The sequence below is a fragment of the Microbacterium luteolum genome (assembly GCF_039533965.1).
GTDB lineage: Bacteria > Actinomycetota > Actinomycetes > Actinomycetales > Microbacteriaceae > Microbacterium > Microbacterium luteolum.
In genome coordinates this window covers 2,302,256-2,322,484 of the sequence record NZ_BAAAUN010000001.1, presented here as the reverse complement: position 1 = coordinate 2,322,484, position 20,229 = coordinate 2,302,256, and the positions used below count along the sequence as shown (strand labels likewise).

The following is a 20,229-nucleotide window of genomic DNA, read 5'->3' as shown; positions in this document are numbered from 1 at the left end:
CTTCGGCATCGCGGTCGCTCTGACCGTCGCCTTCATCGCCTGGGGGGGTGTTCGCGGGCGACAACCTCGCCGGAACCACCCGGACCGTCCTCGACGCCGTCGTCGAGTACACCGGCTTCTTCTTCACGACCATTGCCACGGTCATCCTGGTGTTCATGCTCTTCATCGGCTTCAGCCGCTACGGTCGCATCCCGCTCGGCCGCGACGACGAAGAGCCCGAATTCTCGATGTTCTCGTGGATCTCGATGCTGTTCGCGGCCGGCATGGGCATCGGGCTCGTGTTCTGGGGCGCGGCCGAGCCCCTCACCTTCTTCGAGAACCCGCCGCCTGGAACCGTCGAGGCGAACACCCTCGAGGCGATGCACACCGCGCAGGCGCAGGTGCTCTACCACTGGGGTCCGCAGGCCTGGGCCTTCTACGCGCTCGTCGGAGGGGCCATCGCCTACGGCGCCTTCCGCCGCGGCCGCACCCCGCTCATCTCCTCGATCTTCGCGCCGCTCCTCGGCGAGCACCGCACCACGGGACCCCTCGGCCGCACGATCGATGTCTTCTCGATCATCGTGACGCTGTTCGGCACCGCGGCATCCCTCGGGCTCGGCGCCCTGCAGATCGGGCACGGCGTCGAGATCGTCACCGGGATCGGCGAGCTGGGCAACGGCATCCTCGTCGCGGCGATCGCCGTGCTGACCGCCTGCTTCATCGCGTCGGCGGTCTCGGGCGTCTCCAAGGGCATCCGCGCGCTGTCGAACATCAACGCGGTCGCCGCGCTCATCCTGGCGTTCTTCGTGTTCTTCGTCGGTCCGACGCTGCTCATCCTCAACGTGATCCCGTCGGTCGCGGTGCAGTTCCTCGGCGACCTGCCGACGATGATCGCCCGCTCGGCCTCGCAGGGTGACGAGGCCCAGGCGTTCCTGTCGACCTGGACGATCTTCTACTGGGCGTGGTGGATCTCGTGGTCGCCGTTCGTCGGCATGTTCATCGCGAAGATCTCGCGCGGACGCTCCCTCCGCCAGTTCGTGTCGGTCGTCATCGTCGTGCCCTCGGCCATCTCGCTGGTGTGGTTCTCGATCTTCGGCACGACGGCCATCCAGCAGCAGATGGACGGCGCCGGACTGAACGTCGACCCGCCGGAGGAGGTGCTCTTCGGTGTACTCGGGAATCTCCCGCTCCCGCTGGTCACCAGCATCCTGCTGATCCTGCTGATCTCGATCTTCTTCATCACCGGCGCGGATTCCGCCTCGCTGGTGATGGGCACGCTGTCGCAGCAGGGCCGACCCGAGCCCGCGCGCTGGGTGACGGTCACCTGGGGCGTGCTGGTCGGTGTGATCGCCGCGGTGCTGCTCATCTCGGGTGAGGAGGGGAGCGGACTCCGTTCACTGCAGAACGTGACGATCATCGCCGCGCTGCCCTTCGCGGTGATCATGGCGTTCATGATGGTCGCGTTCATGAAGGATCTGCGGCGCGATCCGCTGATCCTCCGCGACCGCTACGCCCGGATGGCCGTGCGCCATAGCGTCATGGCCGGACTCGAGGAGTACGGCGACGACTTCGCCCTCGTGCCGGTCGAGTACGACCACTCCGAGGACGACCTCGCCTGGATCGACGAGGACTCGGTCGACGACACCCTCGCCGAGGTCTACGAGGCCGCCACCGAGGCGATCGACATCGTCCCGACAGCGGATGCCGAACCGGATCCCGACGCAGGAGCCTCCCTCGACGGGCTCGCCGAGGAGACTGCGGAGTCGGCGGGCACCCAGGGCGCGGTGCTGGGAGAGCATCCGCGGTCGAGTGAGCGTCCGATCGACTGAGGCTCGACCCGCGGGAGGGTCGCGCCGCATCAGGCGATCACGCGGATTCAGGCAGTTTCTCGTCGCAACGGCCTGATTCCGCGCGTCCGCCTGATTCCGCGCGCTCGCCCGCCGTCGCAACGCCGCATCCTCCGCATTCGGATGCTCATTCTGTACAATCTTCTGTACAGAAGGTGAAGGAGTCGTGATGCAGGTGACCTCGGTCTCGGATGCGCGGGCGGGCCTCTCGCGCATCATCGGATCGTTTCGCGACGGATCCGACGAGCCGGTGATCATCGGGTCTCACCGTCGGCCGCAAGCGGTGCTCCTCCCGTACGACCGCTTTCTCGCGTTGACGGAGGCGGGTCCGGCGAAGATCGGTCTGGATCGGCTGCGTGCACAGCGCGCGCTCATCGAACGCCTGGCCGCGCTCTCCCATCTGGGCGATGTGCAGGTCTACGGATCCATCGCCCGCGGAGACCAGACCGAGCTCAGCGACGTGGATCTGCTGGTCACGCCGCATGCCGACGCGACACTTTTCGATGTCGCCCAGTTCGAGATCGACATGGAGGCTCTGCTCGGAGTTCCGGTGTCCGTCGTGAGCGCGGCGGCGCTGAATCCTGAGCATGATGCGATGATCCTGCGTGAAGCCGTGCGGTTGTGAATTCCGCCGATCGTGTGGATCGATGGCTCGCCGATCTTCGAGACGCCCTCGCTCGAGCCGCGGACCTCGCTGAGCGCGGTCGAGAGGCCTTCGACGTCGACCCTGCGCTGCCGCTGGCATTCGAAGCGCTCTCGAATCGCATCGGTGATCTCTCGAAGCGGCTCGTGCACGCCGATGAGGCGCGCTTCTCCGATCCCGTCTGGCGTCAGGCAGCGCGCAACCGCGACTTCGTCGTCCATCACTACGACCGCATCGACAGGGATCTGCTCTGGCGCACGGTGACCACGGCCTTTCCCGCACTCGAGGCTCACGTGCAGGCGGCGATCACGTCTGGGGCGGGAGCCCCTCGGCCGCGGCCGTGATGCGTGCCGCCATGCCCGCGAAGATGAAGCCGTGGAAGGGCAGCACCGCCAACCAGTACAGCCGTCCGCCCAGGCCGCGCGGGAAGAACACCGCGCGCTGCTCGTAACGGGCGCCCCCGCCGTCGGCGATCGCCCGCAGCTCGAGCCAAGCTTCGCCCGGCACCTTCATCTCGGCGCGCAGGCGCAGCAGCCCGGCATCCTCTTCCCCTGAATGCGGCTGCGACACCGCCTCGACGCGCCAGAAGTCGATCGCGTCGCCGATGCGCGCCGCCGTGCGGCTGCGTCGACCGCGGCGCAGACCCACGCCGCCGACCAGCCGATCCATCACGCCGCGCACCGCCCAGAGGAACGGTGACGAGTACCAGCCGTTCTCTCCGCCGATCCCGATGATCACGCGCCACAGGTCGTCGACGGATGCCCTCGTCTCGAGCGATCGGGCATCGGTGAAGACCGTCCGTCCCGCCCAGTCGGGGTCGCTCGGCAGCGGATCGCTCGGAGCGCCCGAGACCTCGGCATCCTGCCAGCTGGTCTCGATCGTGTCGGCGCCGAGGCGTCCGAGCGCGAGGGCGACCGCTCGGCGGTACGGCGTGAGCCCGTCGGCGGGCGGCGGGATGAGCTCGTCGACCGAGCGATCCTTGACGACGCACTCGTTCTGCAGCGAGGCCACGAGCGGTCGCGCGATCGATCGCGGCACGGGCGTCACGAGGTTCACCCAGTGCGACGCGAGCCAGGGGGTCAGCACCGGCAGCGAGGCGATCGCCCGCTGCGGGAGACCGGCCTCGACCGCGTAGCCGTTCATCATCTGCCCGTACCGCAGCACGTCGGGTCCGCCGATGTCGACCGCACGGTTCACGCTCTCGTCGACCCGGGCCGCCCCGAGCAGATAGTGCAGCACGTCGCGCACGGCGATCGGCTGGATGCGGTTGCGCACCCACTTCGGCGCGGGCATGTAGGGCAGCACATCGGTCAGGTGACGGATCATCTCGAACGACGCCGAGCCCGATCCGATGACGACGCCGGCCTGGAGGACGAGCGTCGGCACTCCGGAGTGCAGGAACGTCTCGCCGACCTCCACGCGCGAGCGCAGATGCGGCGACAGCTTCACGTCGTCGGGGTGCAGGCCGCCGAGGTACACGAGTCGGTGCACGTCGGCAGAGGCCGCGGCCTCCGCCACCGTCGTCGCGGCGCGATGGTCGCTCTCCTCGAACCCCTTGCCCGCGGTCATCGAGTGGATCAGGTAGTAGACGACGTCGACGTCGGTCATGGCCTCGGCCACGGCATCCGCATCGTCGGCCGATCCCTCGACGATCTCGCAGTCGGGACCCCAGGGGAAGGATGCCGCGCGCACGGCGTCGCGGGCCAGCACGCGCACCCGGTAGCCGGCGTTGAGCAGGCGCGGGGTGAGGCGGCCGCCGATGTAGCCGGTCGCCCCGAGTACCAGGGCACGGGGCGCCGTGCCGTCTTCGCGGGGGACGGCGCGCAGTGCTTCTTCGCGTCCGGTGGGCTGGGTGAGCTCGGTCATGGGTCGAGCGTATGCCGGAGGGATGACGCGGTGAAGCGGGTGGCGCACGGGAGGGCGGGCATGTATGGGAGCTGCAGTAAATGCAACTCAGGGGTTGCAGCATCCGAGATAATGTGCAACTCTGTAATTGCAGGTGAGTGGCGATCCGGCCGCTCCGCGAAGAAAGGACGCATCATGGTGAACATGACGGAGAACACTGGTTCCGTGATCGACGAGGACACCTTCTCGGTCCGGCGCACGATCCGCATCGCGGCATCCATCGACAAGGTCTGGCGCGCGGTCGCCGAGCCGGAGCACATCTCGCGCTGGTTCGGGCGCACGGTGCTCGACGGCACAGGGGTCGGAGCGACCGGCACGATGACGTTCCCCGACTACGACGTCATCCCCCTCCGGATCGAGGCTCGCGACGAGCCGCACCTCATCAGCTACCGCTGGAACAACGACGACGCGCTCGGCGAGCTCCCGGATGCGGTCGACGAGAGCACCTCGACCGTCTTCACCTTCACGCTCGACGAGATCGACGGCGGCACGCAGCTCACCGTGGTCGAGAGCGGCTTCGAGCGCACCTCCGCGCCCCTGGAGAACCTCGAGAGCCACCGCACCGGCTGGGACCTGGAACTCGACAAGATGGTCGCGCTGGTGGAATCCGAAGCAGCCGAGAGCGACGCATGACCACCGGAACGCTGATCCCGATGTTCTCGGCGCTCGCCGACGAGACGCGGTGGAGCATCCTGACGGCTCTCGGCGAGGGCGACGCTTCGGCATCCGCTCTCGCCGGGCGTCTGCCGGTCAGCCGTCAGGCCATCGCCAAGCACCTCGCGGTGCTCCAGGAGGTCGGGCTGGTCGAGCCAGTACCGGTCGGTCGCGAACTGCGGTACCGCGTGATCGGCACCGAGCTCGCCGCCACCGCGGCGAAGCTGGACGCGATCGGGCGCGAGTGGGACCGTCGCCTCGCCGCGATCAAGGAGATCGCCGAAGGCCTCTGACCGCCGACGTCTGCGAGGTCGGGGTGAGCGGAGCGCTCATGGAAAGATGGGCGCGATGGACGAGCCGAACGACGAGACGGTCACGGCCGCGCGACCCGGCCCGGATGCCGCGGCCCGGCGCGCGCGCATCGCCGTCTCCGCCCTGTTCCTGACGAACGGCGCGCTGTTCGCCAACATCCTCCCGCGCTACCCCGAGATCAAGGCGGCGCTCGGCCTCGACAACACCGCCTACGGGCTGTCGATCGCTGCGCTCCCCGCCGGGGCGATCGTCGCGGGCCTCGCCGCCGCCGTGCTGATCCGTCGCTTCGGCTCCGCGCGCCTCGCCGTGTTCGGCACCGCGCTGACGAGCATCGGCTACCTGCTCGCCGGGCTCTCGCCGACAGCCCTCCTGTTCGCGGGAGCCCTCTTCCTGACCGGCGCCTGCGATGCGATCACCGACGTCGCGCAGAACGCCCACGGCCTGCGCGTGCAGCGGCGCTACGGCCGCTCGGTTATCAACTCCTTCCACGCGATCTGGTCGATCGGCGCCGTGCTCGGCGGTGCGATGGCCGCGGTCGCGATCGCGACCGGGCTGCCCGTCGGCATCCATCTCGCGATCTCCACCACGGTGTTCGCCGCCGTCGCCGTCGGTGCGCTGCGCTTCTGCCTACCGGGGCGCGACGACGAGGCCGAGGAGGATGCTGTCGCGGCGGGTGCTGAGATCCGCCAGGCCGCGCGGCGCGGACCGGAGCTGCGCACCATCCTCGTGCTCGCGGCCCTCACCCTCATCGCGATGGCCGGGGCGGTGGGTGAGGATGCCGGCAACTCCTGGGCGACGCTATACCTCGGGGACTCGCTCGACGCGGCCGCCGCGATCGCTCCGCTCGGCTTCATCGCGCTCATGCTCGCCCAGTTCATCGGCCGCATCCTCGGGGACGGGTTGACCGACCGGTTCGGCCAGCGCCTCGTCGCCGGTGCCGGTGGGCTGATCGCCGCGGTGGGCATGGGGCTCGCGCTCGCCTTCCCCAGCGTGCCGGGGACGATCCTCGGATTCGCCGCCCTCGGCTTCGGCATCGCGACGCTGATCCCCGCGGCCATGCACGCCGCCGACGAGCTGCCGGGGCTGCCACAGGGTGTCGGGCTCACCGTGCTGTCGTGGCTCCTGCGCGTCGGATTCCTGCTGTCGCCGCCGTTCGTCGGCTTCATCGCCGACAACGAGAGCCTGCGCGCGGGGCTCCTCATCGCCCCTGTGGCCGGGCTCGTAGCCGTCCTGCTCTGCGGTGCGCTCGAGAAGCGGCGCCCACGCTCCGACTGAGCGCTGGCGGGCGTTCTCCGCCCGCCGTGCCACCGCCTTCCGCAAGGGCGGACGGGGAATCGTTACGTATACGTATTCAGTGGGAATACATTCCTAAAAAATAGGCTTCCCTAAGTTGACTGCATACGTATACCATCACCCATATGGGACTCAACAAGCATCGGGCATTGCCGGTTCTCGCACTCGCAGCCGTGGGCATCGTCGCCCTCACCAGCTGCGGCGCGGGCTCCCGCACCGACAACGAAAACTCGACGACAGTGTCATGTGACTACAAGGCACCCGAAGGCAAGACGACGGTCAACGTCCTCGCCTACAACTCCTCGGCGATCGACCCCTTCACCGACACGATGGTGTCGAGCTGCACGACCAAGGACGTCACGCTCAAGCACGACCCGATCGACTTCGGCGGACAGGTCACCAAGACCACGGCCACCCTCGCGGGCGACACCGGCACCTACGACATCATCGAGACGTACGGCTTCGTCATCCCGGGCTTCGGCGAGGAGGAGAAGCTCGTTCCGCTGAACGACCTCTGGGACAAGTACGCCGGCGATTACGGTCTCGACGAGATCAGCAAGTCCATGGTCGAGGGCATGTCGTACGACGGCGAGATCTACGCGATCCCGATGCAGGCGCAGATGTTTGTGATGGCGTACCGCACTGACGTCTTCGAGGACCTCGGCCTCGAGGTCCCCACCACCTTCGACGAGATGATCGACGCCGCCGAGGCCATCAAGGGCGCCGGGCTCATGGACTACCCGATCGCGCTGCCCTGGCTCGCGACCGCCGACGTCACCACCGGCTTCGAGGGCGCGATGAACTCTCTCGGCGCCGACTTTGTCAGCAAGGACGGCGAGGTCACGCTCGACACTCCCGAGGCCAAGCAGGCTGTCGAGGCGATGCTCTCGCTGAAGCCCTACATGGACCCGCAGGTGACGACCTTCGACCAGCCCAAGGTGCAGCAGCAGATGTTCAACGGGACGGCGGCCATGTCGATCATGTTCTCCGGCCGCATGTTCGACCTGACGCTTCCGGCCAACTCCAAACTGTCCGACTCGTTCGGCTTCGCGGGTGCGCCGAAGGTCACCGACGACGCGCAGTACTCGTACAACCGCCTCTCGATCGACGGCTGGTCCATCCCGTTCAACACGAAGCTCGACCATGACATGCTGTTCAACATGATGGCGTCCGCGGTGAGCGAAGACGCCTCCAAGGCATCCGTCCCCGCGGCCTACCCGGCCCGCGAGGGAATGGTGACGGAGAAGAACTCTCCCTACGGTGCTGCGGCCAACGACTCGATCGCGAGTGCGATGCCGCCCATCGTGTCGCCGGTCATCGCCGACATCACGAACGAGATCCGTCCGATCCTGGTCTCGATCCTCAACGGCCAGGTGTCCGTCGACGACGGACTCGCCCAGATGCAGGCCGCCGGCGAGAAGGTCGCCGGCTGACCACGGACCGACGTCCATGACTGTGGCCTGAGCGCGAGTTCAGGCCACAGTCCGTCCAAGGGAGGACGCACATGAAGGCACGCGAATTCTGGCTGCTCTTCGCTCCGAGCCTGCTGGTGATGGGTGCACTCCTCGTGCTCCCCCTGGTGCGCACGGTGCAGTGGAGCTTCGAACAGGTCCGCTACGGCACACCGGGCACGTTCGTCGGGTTGGAGAACTTCACCGACGCCCTGACCGATCCCCGGTTCCACAAGGCGGTGCTCTTCACGGTGGCCGTCACGGTCGTCACCACCGCCATCCTGCTGGTGTTCGGGTACATCATCGCCACCGGCATCAACCGCATCACCACATCCCGCCCGCTGGTCCTCGGCATCATGCTCGTCTCGTACGTGCTGCCGAACCTCGTCGGCGCCGTCGCGTTCTCGTGGCTCTTCGACGACAACTTCGGCGGGGTCGTGAACCGGCTGATCGGCTTCTTCGGCGGCTCGCAGGTGCTCTGGTTCACAGACCAGGTCCCGAACGCGATCCTCGTCATCGCGAACACGGTGTGGCACATGCTGCCGTTCGCGATGCTCATCATCCTCGCGGGCCTCCAGGGCGTGCCCAACGAGCTGAAGGAGGCCGCGAAGATCGACGGCGCCAACGGCTTCCAGACGCACATCAACGTGATCATCCCGACCATCCGGGGCGTGCTCGGCTTCGTGACGCTGATCACGATCATGGACGTGCTGCGCATGTTCGACAACCTGATCCCGCTGTCGCCGCAGGCGCAGAACATCGGGAACGAGTCGATCATGCTCTACGTCTACTCGGTGGCGTTCGCCGACGGGGCCGAGAACCTCGGTCTCGGCAGTGCGATCAACGTGCTCACCATCCTCCTGATCCTCATCATGCTGATCCCGTTCATCCGGGGCATCTTCAAGGAAGCGAAGGCCGAACGATGAGTCTCACCTCCGCAGAGCTCTCGACGAGGGCCATCGTCACGAAGGGCGCACCGAAGCGCAAGCGTCGCGGTCAGAACCGCCCGCCGTACATCACCGGTCTGCTGCTCGGCATCCTCTGCGTGGTCGTGCTGAGCCCGTTCATCTGGATGACGCTGTCGGTGACCAAGCCCACCGACGTCGCCTTCTCCAACCCGCCGGTGCTCTGGGACTACCAGCCGACGTTGCAGGCGTTCGTCGACCTGTGGCAGACGACCTACTTCGCGGACTACCTCGTGAACACCGTGGTCGTCGCCATCGTGTCGACCGTGATCGCGCTGGTCATCGGCATCCCGGCGGCCTATGCGCTGTCGCGGTTCCCGAGCTACGTCTCGGCCATCCTGCTGGTGCTCGCGCTGATCTTCCGTGCGCTGCCGCGGTTCGCGGTCGTGCTGCCGATGTACGACATCAGCCGCGCGCTGGGCATCTACGACACCACGTTCGCGCTCGCGATCGCTCTGGTCGCGATCAACCAGCCGTTCACGATCTGGCTGCTGCGCAACTTCTTCGCCGAGATCCCCAAGGAGCTCGACGAGGCGGCCATGATCGACGGCTGCACGAGGATCGGAATGCTGCGCCGTGTCATGATCCCGCTGATGGGCCCCGGCATCCTCACCGCCGGCATCTTCGTGTTCCTGTTCGCGTTCCAGGAGTACCTCACCGCCCTCGTGCTCACCGACACCTCGTCGAAGACGGTGCCGGTGTTCATCGCCACGCAGCTCGGGCAGACCCTGCCGATGCTGCAACAGGCGGGAGCCGCGTCGATGCTGCTTACGATCCCCGTGTTCGTGATCGCGTTCATCGCCCAGAAGTATCTCGTCGCGGGACTCAGCGACGGCGCCGTCAAGGGCTGACGTGTCGTCGCTGGTCCTGCTCGCCGGCATGAACTGCACCGCCGATCTGTGGGCGGATGCCGGACTCGACGGGGCGATCCAGCCGGCGCTGGATCGCCCCTCCATCCCCGACCAGGTCGAGGCGCTGCTGGCGGAGCTGCCGGAGCGCTTCGTGCTCGTCGGGCACTCGCTCGGGGCGATCGTCGCGATGTCGCTCGCGCTGGCGGCGCCCGAGCGAGTGGTCGGGCTGTGCCTGGTCTCGACCAACGCGAAGGCGCCAACAGATGCGCAGCGCGACGGCTGGCGGGAATGGCTCGCCGCGCTCGACGCTGGAACGGATGCCCGGGAGCTGCAGCGCCGCATCCTGCCGGCACTGCTCGGTGCTGCGGCGGTGCGCGATCGGCCGGACCTGGTCGAGCGGACGCTCGCGATGGGCACGGCGACGGGTGCTGTACGGTTGCGCGCCCAATTGGAGCTGCAGTTCGACCGTGGCGATCTGCTCGCACGGCTGCCTGCGCTGCGGGTTCCGACGCTCGTCGTGTCGGGGCTCGACGACGCGATCTGCCCGCCGCACTTCCACACCGAGATCGTGACGCGCATGTCCGACGCCCGGCTCGTCACCCTCGACGCCGGGCACCTGCTGCCGCTCGAGCGCGGGGAGGCCTTCGGTGCGCTGCTGCGTTCGTGGCAGGGTCAGCTGGCGGATGCCGGGGCCCGCGCGTTATGAAGGAGATCTCGCGGGATGAAGGGCGGATGCTGCGAGAGCATCCTGCATTCAGGGAGATCTCCTTCATCGCGCGTGAGCGGATGCCGGCGACTCAGCGCGCCGGCGAGGCCAGGTCGCGCAGGTGCTGCATGAGGGATGAGGCCAGGTTGTAGATGACGAGGTCGGCGCCGCCGGCGAAGGACGCTTCGGCCGCGGCACGAGTGCCGACGATGTCCATGCGCAGCGAACCCGCCGCAGCCAGGGCGCCGTGCACCGCGGCGATGGCGTCGGCCAGCGGCAGGTCGTCGGGGCCGGAACTCGCGGCCAGGTCGGCAGGGCCCACCAGGATGCCGTCGAGGCGCGGCGTCGCGACGATGCCCTCGACGTTCCGCACACCGCCCGGCGACTCGATCATGCCGAGCACCAGCGTGTTCTCGAGCCACCAGTCAAGGTGCTCGGCGGGCGGCGTCTCGCCGAAGCGACCCGCACGACTGTAGGTCGCGAAGCCACGGTGACCGACCGGCGGATACAGCGAGGCGTCGACGAGAGCGGCGGCATCCGCTGCGGTGTCGAGGTGCGGCGCGAGGATGCCCTCGGCGCCCTGGTCGAGCACCCGCAGGATCTGGCCGCGGTCGTTCTCGCCGACCCGCACGATCACGGGCACGCCGTGCACGGCCGCGAGGGCGATGTGGTTCCGCAGCGCCGTGATGTCGGCGGGGCCGTGCTCGCAGTCGATCAGCACGAAGTCGAACTCCGCGACCGCGAGCATCTCGACGAGCTCCTCCGACGGCATCCGCAGCAGAGCGCCGAGCAGCTTCTCGCCCGCTCGTGCGCGCGCCCGCAATGACGAAGCCATCAGGCGACCATGCCCGCCGACAGGTCGACGTCGGCCCCGCACATGCCCGGCATCGCCAGCATCGCGAGGACCGCGGCGCCGACCTCTTCCTCGGTGACCATGCGTCCGAGCGCGGCGCGCGAGACGAACACCTGCTCGGCGTCGTCGACCGTGGTGCCGGATCGTTCGGCCTCGAGGCGGAAGTTCCGCTCCATCCGCGGCCCCTGCACCGGGCCGGGCGAGAGCGAGTTCACCCGCACGCCCGCGGGGCCGACCTCGAACGCGAGCGTCGAGGTGAGGCCGATCACGGCCATCTTCGACGCGCAGTACGGGGTGCGGTGTGCGAGCGGGCGCTTGCCCGACACCGACGCGATGTTGATGACATCGCCGTCGCCGCGCGCGATCATGCCGGGCAGCAGCGCCTTGCAGAGCAGGTAGGTTCCGCGCACGTTCACGGCGAACACCTCGTCCCAGTCGTCGACGCCGATGTCGGTGAGCGCCGCGACCGGACCGGGGATGCCGGCGTTGTTCACGAGGATCGACACCTCGGTGTCGCCGAGCGCTTCACGCAGAGCCTCGACGGATGCCGCGTCCGACACGTCGCACGCGAGCCCGCGTGCCCGCGACCCGAGAGCGGATGCCGTTGCGGCGAGCTTCGTCTCGTCACGGCCGACGAGCACGACGTCGGCGCCGGCGGCGAGCAGCGAGCGGGCGATGGCCGCCCCGAGCCCGCTGCCGCCGCCGGTCACCACGGCTGTGCGCCCCGTGAGGTCGGTCATCGCGCTGCCGCGACGGCCTTGTGGCTGTCTTCGATCCAGTCGAACTCCGTGCCGGCATGGCGCCAGGCGCGGGCGTCGCCGGAGCGGGCGTGACCCTCGAAGAGCTCCACGCGGGCGGCGCGGCCGCACACGGCGCCGAGCTCGGCGGACGACTCCGTGTTCTGCACCTCCTGGTACGTGACCGTGCGCAGGTACTTGCCGACCCAGAGGCCGCCGGTGTACCGGGCAGCGCCGAGCGTCGGCAGCACGTGGTTGGTGCCGATGACCTTGTCGCCGTAAGAGACACAGGTGTTCTCACCGAGGAACAGCGCGCCGTAGTCGTGCATCTTTGTCAGGGCCTCGCGGGGGTTCTCGGTGAAGATCTGCACGTGCTCGAAGGCGAAGTCGTCGGCGATGCGGTAGGCCTCGTCGAGGTCGTCGGCGACGATGACCTGACCCCAGTCGCGCCAGGCGGGCCCGGCGTAGTCGCGCGTCGGCATGCCGGGGAGGATCTTCTCGATCCAGTCCATGACCTCTTCCGCGAGCGGCTGCGAGGTCGTCACGAGCACCGCGGGGGAGTCCGGGCCGTGCTCGGCCTGGGAGAGCAGGTCGACGGCGGTGAAGAACGGGTCGGCGTGCTCGTCGGCGACGATGAGGATCTCGGTGGGCCCGGCGAACAGGTCGATGCCGACCTCGCCGAAGAGCTGGCGCTTCGCCTCGGCGACATAGGCGTTGCCGGGGCCGGCGATCATGTTGACCGGCTCGATCGACTCGGTGCCGACGGCCATCGCGGCCACGGCCTGCACGCCGCCGAGGAGGTAGATCTCGTCCGCGCCCGCCATCTTCATGGCGGCGACCGTGGCGGCGGGGATCTCGCCGCGGATCGGCGGGGTGCACGCGACGACGCGAGGGACGCCCGCGACCTTCGCGGTGATGATCGTCATGTGCGCGGATGCCGTGAGCGGGTACTTTCCGCCCGGGATGTACGCACCGGCCGCCTGCACGGGGACGTGCTTCTGGCCCAGGAAGACGCCGGGGAGGGTCTCGACCTCGATGTCGACGAGGGAGTCGCGCTGCGCCTGGGCGAAGCGGCGGACCTGCGTCTGCACGAACTCGATGTCCTGGATCACCTGCGGCGAGAGCGTGCCGATGATCTGCTCGATCTCGGCATCCGACAGCCGGTAGGACTCCGGGCTCCAGTTGTCGAACTGCTCGGCATACCGCCGGACGGCGGCGTCGCCGTTCTCGCGGATGTCGCCGATGATCCCTCGGACCCGTTCGGCGACGTCCTGCTGTGCGGTGTCCGCGAACGTCTTCGTCGGCGCGGACTTCAGATGCAGGGGCATGGCCCATCCTTTCGTTGCATACGTATGCTCTGATTATGACCGCGTATGCACGGACGCGTCAAGGCGCTAGAATTTCCCCGCGTTGAGGGGGAGGCATCACATGGTCGTCACGAGTCGCGATGTCGCGCGGTTGGCAGGGGTGTCGCAACCCACGGTCTCGCGGGCCCTGCGCGACGACTCCCGGGTGTCGGATGCGACCAAGGTGCGCGTGCGCGAGGCGGCCCAGCTGCTCGGCTACGTCCCCAGCGAAGCGGGACGCGCGCTCTCATCGGGGCGCACCCGGCGCATCGGACTGCTGCTGACCGACCTCGACAACCAGTTCTACTCGCACATCATCGCGCCCGTGCACCGGGAGCTCGAGGCCCTCGGGTATCAGCTCATGCTGCACACCGAGACCGCCGACAACGACACGATCGTCGAGCGTCTGCTGGCGAACGGTCTCGACGGCCTGATCCTCGCCACCACGACGGTCGAGTCCGCGGCGCCGCTGCGTCTCAAGGACCGCGGTCTGCCGTTCGTGTACTTCAACCGGATCGGGTCGCTGATCGAAGCGGATGCCACGGTGGTCGATCCGGTGGACGGCTACAAGCAGGCGGTCGACCGTGCCGTCGAGCTGGGGCACCGTCGCATCGGGGCCGTGCTCGGCCCCACGAACACGAGCACGGCGCAGGCGCGCGAATCCGCGCTGCGCGACGCGGTCCTCTCGCACGGGCTCACGCTCGCCGAGGCGGACACGCGCAAGGTCTCCCGGTTCAGCGCCGACGAGGGCGAGGCTGCGGCGGCATCGCTCCTGAGCGCGCCCGATCGCCCGACCGTGCTCTTCTGCGGCAACGACGTGGTCGCCTACGGCGTGCTGAACGCCGCACACCGCGCGGGACTCCGCGTGCCCGAGGATCTGTCGGTCGTCGGCTTCGACGATCTGCCCGAGGCCGCCTGGCCCATCGTGGATCTCGCCACGGTCCGCTACGACATCATCGGGATGGCCGAGGCTGCGGCCGACCTCATCGTGCGCCGCATCGAGAACCGCGAGGCCCCGATCGAGAACGTGCGCTTCGCGTCGTCGTTCGTGCCCCGTCGCACGCTCGCCGCCGCGCAGGCCGGTTGACGCGGCATCCGCCTCTGACACCCGTGTGTCAGGAAAGTCTCTCTTGCACTCGTTTGTGCATACGCATACACTGACGAAGGAAGCCCGCGATCACCGACGAAACGCGGACTCATCTTCTAAGGAGTGAAACAGCGTGCCTCTCGATCCGGTCGCCTATCTGCCGTACAAGGACCCCGATGACTTCATCCGTGAGGTCACCGACCTGATCTGGGTCGATCGGTCGATCCACTACATCCGCGAGAACTACGAGCCCGACTCGATCGTGCACGGCGGTCTCGGCACCTCCTCGAACCGCGACGAGGTCATCGAGGGTTCGCTCATGCGCATCTCGGCGACCCCCGACCGCACCGGGCAGGCCGAAGACGTCATCTGGGAGGCGCGCGGCGATGACGCGTTCCTCAGCTCGCACCTCGTGCTCTCCGGTCACCTGCAGACCTCCGAGTTCAGCCGCACGATCGCCAACTGCCTCTACCGGCGCGGCCGCATGGTCGAGGAGTGGGTCGTCCGTGACACTCTCGCGGGGCCCCTCGCACGCGGCGAGGACCTCGACGAGGTCGCCAGCGCACAGACCTTCCGCGGCTTCTCCGGATCCTGGAACGAGCCGGCGCCCGCCGACCCCATCGCGAAGGGCGACTCCGGAGAGCGCCCCGACGAGTACCGCGCCGAGGTCGAGAAGGTCATCGACCTGATCAAGACCGTCTGGAACGACCGCGATCTGCAGAAGGTCGAGAAGTTCTTCGAGCGCGACCTCGTGCTCCTGACGGTCGGCAACCGCCTCGTCATCCGTCCGGAGGGCTACCGTCGCGCACTGCTGCGCTTCCTCGAGTCGTTCCCCGGCGGTCAGTTCGAGATCCGCGACATCCAGACCAACTACGACGTGCGGTACGCGGGTCTCCGCGTGGCCGTCGTGTGGAAGTTCGTCGGCGACTACAACGGCGTCCCGAACTACGGACCGCTCACGGGCAAGCCGGTCGACGTGCTGGGCATCTCGCAGTTCACCTTCCACAACGGCGCCCTCGTGAAAGAGGTCCGTCTGTGGGACGACATCGCGCTTCGCGCGCAGATCCAAGGCCAGCGAGGCGACGAGCCCGTCGCCTTCGCCAACATCTACTGATCACCAGCTGATCGACACGCTTGGAACGAGGAGAAGAAGAAATGAGCAACGCCATCGTCGACGCGACCGACGTCATCGTCGACGCCAACGAGATCGAACGCCGGACCATCCGTCGCTCCGACTGGGTGCCGTGCAACTCGGCGTTCATCGACTGCCGCACCCCGGGCTCCGACCGCAAGGAGAACTACTCCTTCATCGGCGCCGGAGTCTCGCAGAACGCGAGCCAGTACGTGAACCTCGAGGTCAACCACGGGTTCAACACCGGTGCCGCCGGCATGCCCAACGGCATCTCGAACAACCTGCACCTGCACTTCACGGCCGAGGTGTTCATCAACCTCGGCGGCGAGTTCCGGCTCCGCTGGGGCGTGGACGGCAAGCAGGGCGAGTACATCAGCCATGACGGCGACATCGTCACCATCCCGACCTGGATCTTCCGCGGCTTCACGAACGAGGGGCCGGACGACGGCATCCTCTACACGGTGCTCGGACGCGACGACAACGGCGGCATCATCTGGGGCCCTTCGGTCCTGCGCGAGGCCGAGTCCTACGGGCTCCACCTCACGGCCGACAACAAGCTGATCGACACGGTCGCCGGCGACGTGCTCCCCGACGACGTGCCCCTCATCACCCCGATGAAGCAGCACTACATCGACGAGCTCACGACGTACACGGTCGAAGACATGCGCTCGCGCGTCATCCAGCCGGGCGACCGCAAGTACTCGTCCGCGGCGCTGCTGACCTCGGCCGTCGAGGGCGGCCGCGTCGAGCTCGCCACCGTGATCGGCTACGGCATGTCGGAGAACCGCCGCCAGGTGCCGAACGTGACCGAGCCCCACTCGTTCAACCTCGCGTGGGTCAAGGCCGAGGCCGGCCAGGGCGTGCTGCGTCACCGCCACGGCAAGACGCAGGCGCTGCTGTTCAAGACCGGCCGCTGGGAGGTCACCCTCAACGGCGACCCGTCGACGACCGTGAACCTCGGCGCCGGAGACACCTTCTCCGTTCCCGAGGGGGCCTGGCGCTCGTACGTGTGCGTCGAGGGCGACGAGACCGGCTCCGGCACGGTGCTCGTGATCAACGGCGGCGACGACCGCGTCTACCTTGAGTGGGCACCGGAGGTCGTCGAGGCGGCAGCCGCGGCCGACTGGACGATCGATCCCAACGGCTACCTCGCTCCGCTCGGAGTGATGGTCACCGCGACCGAAGACGACTGATACCGACGAAGCGCGAGGGGCCGACGGCTCCTCGCGCTTCGGCGTCTCCGAAGGGAAGATGAGAGTCATGCCTGCCGCTGTCGATGAACTGCGCGTCGCCGCACTGTCGCCCGAGATCGTGATCGGCGACGTCGACGCGAACCTCGAACGCATCCGAGAGGCGATCATCGCCGCGGGGCGTCGCGATGCGCGTCTGATCGTGCTCCCCGAGCTCGCCACGAGCGGGTACGTCTTCGAAGATCGTGCCGAGGCCGAGAAGACGGCGCTCACCGCCGACGATGCGCGGTGGGATGCCGTGCGCGAGGTGATCCCTGCGGATGCCGTGGTGGTGGTCGGCTACGCCGAGGCCGCCGGCTCGCAGCTGTTCAACACCGCGGCCGTGCTGACACGTGATGCGCGGCTGGCCGACTACCGCAAGTCCCACCTCTGGGGTGCCGAGAAGCTCGTCTTCGACGTCGGCGCCGAGGCCGGACTCGTCGTCGACACCTCGTTCGGACGCCTCGGTGTCGCGATCTGCTACGACAACGAGTTCCCCGAGGTGCCGCGCCGTCTGGCGCTCGCCGGAGCCGACGTGCTGGCGCTGCCGGTCAACTGGCCCCTGGTGCCGCGGCCCGAGGGCGAGCACGCCCCCGAGCTGATCCAGGCCATGGCATCCGCCCGCTCCTCCCGCCTGCCGGTGGTCATCGCCGATCGATGGGGCTCCGAGCGCGGGGTGGACTGGACCGACGGCACTGCGATCATCGACGAGCAGGGCTGGATCGTCTCGTTCCGTGCCGTGATGGGCGCGACCGCCGTGCTGTCTCTCGCCGCCGTACGCGAGAAGTCTCTGCCGCCGCACAACCACCTGTTCGACGACCGGCGGGGCGACCTGTACTGAGTCAGGGCGTTTCGTCTCGCTTCGCTCGCTCAACGACCGGGGTGGCAGTTCAGTCGAGCGGGGTGCGCCCCTCGTGCTCGGGCAGCCTCTCGCGCAGCATCCGCTCCGCCAGTTCCGCGAGCCGCTGGGTCGCCGGCGACAGCAGCATCCCCTCGCGCTTCACCAGCGCGATCGTGTCGTGCATCGGCTCGGCGAAGGGGAAGGTGCGGATGCCGGTGGCGAAGCCCTCGGCTTCGGTGATCGACCGCGACACGATGGTGTCGGCGGCCCCCGCCGCGACGAGGCTCAGCGCGGTCTCGACGTTCTCGACCTCGACCGCGGGCTCGATCGACAGGCCGCGCAGCCGTGCGCGCTCGAGCAGCTGGCGCCGGGTCGGATCGTCCCACCCGGCGAAGGCGTCGTAGAGCACGAGCTTGGCCGCCGCGACCTCGTCGATCGTGACGGGCCCGGCGTCGGCCGGGCGGGTGGCCGAGGCGTAGAGCACCTCGTCGCGGAAGAGCGGGCGCACCTCCAGTCCATCCTCGTCGACGGGCAGCACGAGCAGGCCGGCCTCGAGTTCTCCGCTCGCGATCGATCGGGCGACGTGCGCGGAGTTGATGCCCACGAGGCGCAGCCGCACGTTCGGATGCCGGTGGTGGAAGGTCTCGGCGAGATCGGCGAGCGCGTAGTACGCCGCGTTGCGGAGCACCCCGAAGGTGCAGGTGCCGCGGTCGAGCGAGGTCAGCGCCTGGATCGTGTCGATGCCGTTCTGCACCGCGCTCACCGCCTGGGTCGCGTGCGGCCGAAGCTCGAGCGCGGCCGCCGTGGGCACGAGGCGCCGGCTGCCGCGCGTGAACAGGGTGACGCCGAGCTCGCGTTCCAGGCGGGCGACGAGCTCCGACACCGAGGCCTGCGTCATCGACAGATTCGCCGCGGCAGCAGTGAAGGAACCGTGCTCCAGAGCGGCGAGGAAGGCGGTCAGCTGGGTGATGGTCACACCCAATGGTAAACCCGATGCAATACCTCGGACCATCAGGCTTGTCGGATGGATGGGATCGATCTAGCCTTCCACCATGCGTTACTCCTCACCCGTGCTCGCCCGCCTCGACGGCGCGTTCCACCACCTCAAGACCCCGCTCATCGACGCACCGGCCGCTCAGCGCGATCCCGCCGTGATCGAGACCGTGACGAACATGCTCGCCGACATCCGCGAGCGCGGTCTCGACGCTGTGCTCGACTACGCGCGCAAGCTCGACAACTACCAGGGCACCGACATCGAGCTCACCGCCGAGCAGATCGCGACGAGCGGTGACCGCCTCGCTCCCGACCTCCGCGCCGCCATCGAACTCGGCGCGGCGCGCACCCAGGCGTTCGCGAAGGAGTCGCGCGCGCACCTGAGCGACTTCGAGACCGAGCTGGTCCCCGGCATCGTGACCGGCGCGAAGTACATCCCGGTGTCCCGCGTCGGCGCCTACCTGCCCGCCGGGCGCTTCCCGCTCACCGCGAGCGCGTTCATGACGGTCGGCGTCGCGAAGGCCGCCGGAGTTCCCACCGTGATCGCGTGCACGCCCCCGCAGCCCGACGGCAACGCGAACGACGCCGTCGTCTACGCCGCGCACCTCTCGGGTGTCGACCGCGTGTTCGTGATCGGCGGCGTGCAGGCGCTCGCCGCCATGGCGTACGGCCTGCTCGGCGAACTGCCCGTCGACATGCTCGTGGGTGCCGGCAACGCGTTCGTCGCGGAGGCGAAGCGTCAGCTCTTCGGCACCGTCGCGATCGACCTGCTCGCCGGCCCCAGCGAGGTCGCCGTGATCTCCGACGAGACCGCCGACCCCGAGATCGTCGCCGCCGACCTGCTGGGTCAGGCCGAGCACGGCCCGAACTCCCCGGCCGCCCTCGTCACGACATCCGAAGAGCATGGCCGCGCAGTGATCGCCGCCGTGGAGCGTCAACTCGAGACGCTGGCCACCGCGGAGATCTGCGGTCCGGCGTGGCGCGACTATGGCGTCGTCACCGTCGCGAAGGACCGTGAGACCGCCGCCGCCCTCATGGACGACCTCGCGCCGGAGCACCTCGAACTCATCACGGCCGACGACGACTGGTACCACGAGAACCTCCGCAACTACGGCTCGCTGTTCATCGGTCCGTGGAGCACGGTCGCCTACTCCGACAAGGGCATGGCGGGCACGAACCATGTGCTGCCGACCGCCGGCGGTGCCAAGCACAGCGCCGGTCTGTCGGTCTCGCGCTTCCTCAAGCCCCTGACCTACCAGCGCATCGCGCGCGAGGCGACGCCCGAGCTGGCGAACGCCGTGCAGGTCATCTCCGACTCCGAGGGCATGGCCGCGCACAGCGCGACCGCGACCATGAGGCTCGCCACCTACGAGTGAGCCCGCGTTCCGAAGTGCCCGTCGCCGAG

The 20,229-nt window shown here is 68.6% G+C and carries 20 protein-coding genes; 15 read left to right on the top strand and 5 right to left on the bottom strand.

The features are described 5' to 3' along the window. The first annotated feature begins 47 nt into the window (after window positions 1-47). The 3 genes from ABD648_RS11135 (at window position 48) to ABD648_RS11125 (ending at window position 2,813) form a co-directional block, all read left to right on the top strand. Window positions 48-1,808: a BCCT family transporter gene (locus ABD648_RS11135; protein WP_282215023.1), complete on the top strand. Its 1,761-nt coding sequence runs from the start codon at window positions 48-50 to the stop codon at window positions 1,806-1,808. Between the two features lie 187 nt (window positions 1,809-1,995). Next, complete coding sequence (locus ABD648_RS11130) at window positions 1,996-2,451, top strand: nucleotidyltransferase domain-containing protein (RefSeq protein WP_282215022.1); 456 nt, start codon at window positions 1,996-1,998, stop codon at window positions 2,449-2,451. Further along, window positions 2,448-2,813 carry a HepT-like ribonuclease domain-containing protein gene (locus ABD648_RS11125; protein WP_282215021.1) on the top strand — a complete coding sequence of 122 codons (366 nt, stop codon included), beginning with the start codon at window positions 2,448-2,450 and terminating at the stop codon, window positions 2,811-2,813. The genes ABD648_RS11130 and ABD648_RS11125 overlap by 4 nt, the downstream gene beginning before the upstream one ends. Here ABD648_RS11125 and ABD648_RS11120 read toward each other — a convergent pair. Then, window positions 2,776-4,335: an SDR family oxidoreductase gene (locus tag ABD648_RS11120; protein WP_282215020.1), complete on the bottom strand. Its 1,560-nt coding sequence runs from the start codon at window positions 4,333-4,335 to the stop codon at window positions 2,776-2,778. The genes ABD648_RS11125 and ABD648_RS11120 overlap by 38 nt on opposite strands. Window positions 4,336-4,518: 183 nt before the next feature. Here ABD648_RS11120 and ABD648_RS11115 point away from each other — a divergent pair, with 183 nt between their 5' ends. From ABD648_RS11115 to ABD648_RS11085, 7 genes are all read left to right on the top strand, one after another. Then, on the top strand, window positions 4,519-5,007 hold the full coding sequence (locus tag ABD648_RS11115; RefSeq protein WP_282215019.1) for an SRPBCC domain-containing protein: 489 nt from the start codon (window positions 4,519-4,521) through the stop codon (window positions 5,005-5,007). After that, on the top strand, window positions 5,004-5,321 hold the full coding sequence (locus ABD648_RS11110; protein ID WP_282215018.1) for an ArsR/SmtB family transcription factor: 318 nt from the start codon (window positions 5,004-5,006) through the stop codon (window positions 5,319-5,321). The genes ABD648_RS11115 and ABD648_RS11110 overlap by 4 nt, the downstream gene beginning before the upstream one ends. Window positions 5,322-5,376: 55 nt before the next feature. Then, window positions 5,377-6,615, top strand: coding sequence for an MFS transporter (locus ABD648_RS11105; protein WP_282215017.1), 1,239 nt, complete (start codon window positions 5,377-5,379; stop codon window positions 6,613-6,615). Window positions 6,616-6,758: 143 nt separating this feature from the next. After that, entirely contained in the window at window positions 6,759-8,066 is a 1,308-nt protein-coding gene (locus ABD648_RS11100; protein WP_282215016.1) for an ABC transporter substrate-binding protein, read from the top strand. 71 nt (window positions 8,067-8,137) lie between these two features. Continuing rightward, the gene (locus ABD648_RS11095) at window positions 8,138-9,010 is read left to right on the top strand and encodes a carbohydrate ABC transporter permease (RefSeq protein ID WP_116636121.1); all 873 of its coding nucleotides are present in this window, start codon (window positions 8,138-8,140) and stop codon (window positions 9,008-9,010) included. After that, the gene (locus ABD648_RS11090) at window positions 9,007-9,900 is read left to right on the top strand and encodes a carbohydrate ABC transporter permease (RefSeq protein WP_282215015.1); all 894 of its coding nucleotides are present in this window, start codon (window positions 9,007-9,009) and stop codon (window positions 9,898-9,900) included. Before ABD648_RS11095 ends, ABD648_RS11090 begins: the two co-directional genes overlap by 4 nt. Before the next feature lies 1 nt (window position 9,901). Then, the gene (locus ABD648_RS11085) at window positions 9,902-10,606 is read left to right on the top strand and encodes an alpha/beta fold hydrolase (RefSeq protein WP_282215014.1); all 705 of its coding nucleotides are present in this window, start codon (window positions 9,902-9,904) and stop codon (window positions 10,604-10,606) included. A 91-nt stretch (window positions 10,607-10,697) separates the two neighbouring features. On the opposite strand, the gene ABD648_RS11080 is transcribed toward ABD648_RS11085, so the two are convergent. Genes ABD648_RS11080 through hisD (ABD648_RS11070) form a run of 3 tightly spaced genes read right to left on the bottom strand, consistent with a single transcriptional unit; the run spans window position 10,698 to window position 13,524 of the window. After that, on the bottom strand, window positions 10,698-11,441 hold the full coding sequence (locus ABD648_RS11080; protein WP_282215013.1) for an HpcH/HpaI aldolase family protein: 744 nt from the start codon (window positions 11,439-11,441) through the stop codon (window positions 10,698-10,700). Then, window positions 11,441-12,199 carry an SDR family NAD(P)-dependent oxidoreductase gene (locus ABD648_RS11075; protein ID WP_344709073.1) on the bottom strand — a complete coding sequence of 253 codons (759 nt, stop codon included), beginning with the start codon at window positions 12,197-12,199 and terminating at the stop codon, window positions 11,441-11,443. The genes ABD648_RS11080 and ABD648_RS11075 overlap by 1 nt, the downstream gene beginning before the upstream one ends. Then, complete coding sequence (gene hisD, locus ABD648_RS11070; protein WP_282215011.1) at window positions 12,196-13,524, bottom strand: histidinol dehydrogenase; 1,329 nt, start codon at window positions 13,522-13,524, stop codon at window positions 12,196-12,198. The genes ABD648_RS11075 and hisD (ABD648_RS11070) overlap by 4 nt, the downstream gene beginning before the upstream one ends. Window positions 13,525-13,624: 100 nt before the next feature. Between hisD (ABD648_RS11070) and ABD648_RS11065 the strand changes: the two genes are divergently transcribed. The 4 genes from ABD648_RS11065 (at window position 13,625) to ABD648_RS11050 (ending at window position 17,831) form a co-directional block, all read left to right on the top strand. Continuing rightward, complete coding sequence (locus ABD648_RS11065) at window positions 13,625-14,629, top strand: LacI family DNA-binding transcriptional regulator (protein ID WP_282215010.1); 1,005 nt, start codon at window positions 13,625-13,627, stop codon at window positions 14,627-14,629. Between the two features lie 133 nt (window positions 14,630-14,762). Continuing rightward, entirely contained in the window at window positions 14,763-15,743 is a 981-nt protein-coding gene (locus tag ABD648_RS11060; protein WP_282215009.1) for a nuclear transport factor 2 family protein, read from the top strand. 41 nt (window positions 15,744-15,784) lie between these two features. Then, window positions 15,785-16,954, top strand: a complete 1,170-nt coding sequence (locus tag ABD648_RS11055) for a cupin domain-containing protein (RefSeq protein ID WP_282215008.1) — start codon at window positions 15,785-15,787, stop codon at window positions 16,952-16,954. 67 nt (window positions 16,955-17,021) lie between these two features. Further along, the gene (locus ABD648_RS11050) at window positions 17,022-17,831 is read left to right on the top strand and encodes a nitrilase-related carbon-nitrogen hydrolase (protein ID WP_282215007.1); all 810 of its coding nucleotides are present in this window, start codon (window positions 17,022-17,024) and stop codon (window positions 17,829-17,831) included. Between the two features lie 49 nt (window positions 17,832-17,880). On the opposite strand, the gene ABD648_RS11045 is transcribed toward ABD648_RS11050, so the two are convergent. Next, complete coding sequence (locus tag ABD648_RS11045) at window positions 17,881-18,807, bottom strand: LysR family transcriptional regulator (RefSeq protein WP_282215006.1); 927 nt, start codon at window positions 18,805-18,807, stop codon at window positions 17,881-17,883. A 76-nt stretch (window positions 18,808-18,883) separates the two neighbouring features. On the opposite strand from ABD648_RS11045, the gene hisD (ABD648_RS11040) reads away from it, so the two are divergent. Further along, a complete protein-coding gene (gene hisD, locus ABD648_RS11040; protein WP_282215005.1) occupies window positions 18,884-20,200 on the top strand; it encodes a histidinol dehydrogenase in 1,317 nt (438 codons plus the stop codon). Window positions 20,201-20,229: the final 29 nt, after the last annotated feature.

Bases quoted from the DNA above. Each gene is read 5' to 3' on its own strand.
- ABD648_RS11130 (WP_282215022.1), top strand. From the start codon at position 1,996: ATGCAGGTGACCTCGGTCTCGGATGCGCGGGCGGGCCTCTCGCGCATC.
- ABD648_RS11120 (WP_282215020.1), bottom strand. From the start codon at position 4,335: ATGACCGAGCTCACCCAGCCCACCGGACGCGAAGAAGCACTGCGCGCC.
- ABD648_RS11115 (WP_282215019.1), top strand. From the start codon at position 4,519: ATGACGGAGAACACTGGTTCCGTGATCGACGAGGACACCTTCTCGGTC.
- ABD648_RS11110 (WP_282215018.1), top strand. From the start codon at position 5,004: ATGACCACCGGAACGCTGATCCCGATGTTCTCGGCGCTCGCCGACGAG.
- ABD648_RS11105 (WP_282215017.1), top strand. From the start codon at position 5,377: ATGGACGAGCCGAACGACGAGACGGTCACGGCCGCGCGACCCGGCCCG.
- ABD648_RS11100 (WP_282215016.1), top strand. From the start codon at position 6,759: ATGGGACTCAACAAGCATCGGGCATTGCCGGTTCTCGCACTCGCAGCC.
- ABD648_RS11095 (WP_116636121.1), top strand. From the start codon at position 8,138: ATGAAGGCACGCGAATTCTGGCTGCTCTTCGCTCCGAGCCTGCTGGTG.
- ABD648_RS11090 (WP_282215015.1), top strand. From the start codon at position 9,007: ATGAGTCTCACCTCCGCAGAGCTCTCGACGAGGGCCATCGTCACGAAG.
- ABD648_RS11080 (WP_282215013.1), bottom strand. From the start codon at position 11,441: ATGGCTTCGTCATTGCGGGCGCGCGCACGAGCGGGCGAGAAGCTGCTC.
- ABD648_RS11075 (WP_344709073.1), bottom strand. From the start codon at position 12,199: ATGACCGACCTCACGGGGCGCACAGCCGTGGTGACCGGCGGCGGCAGC.
- hisD (WP_282215011.1), bottom strand. From the start codon at position 13,524: ATGCCCCTGCATCTGAAGTCCGCGCCGACGAAGACGTTCGCGGACACC.
- ABD648_RS11065 (WP_282215010.1), top strand. From the start codon at position 13,625: ATGGTCGTCACGAGTCGCGATGTCGCGCGGTTGGCAGGGGTGTCGCAA.
- ABD648_RS11055 (WP_282215008.1), top strand. From the start codon at position 15,785: ATGAGCAACGCCATCGTCGACGCGACCGACGTCATCGTCGACGCCAAC.
- ABD648_RS11050 (WP_282215007.1), top strand. From the start codon at position 17,022: ATGCCTGCCGCTGTCGATGAACTGCGCGTCGCCGCACTGTCGCCCGAG.
- hisD (WP_282215005.1), top strand. From the start codon at position 18,884: ATGCGTTACTCCTCACCCGTGCTCGCCCGCCTCGACGGCGCGTTCCAC.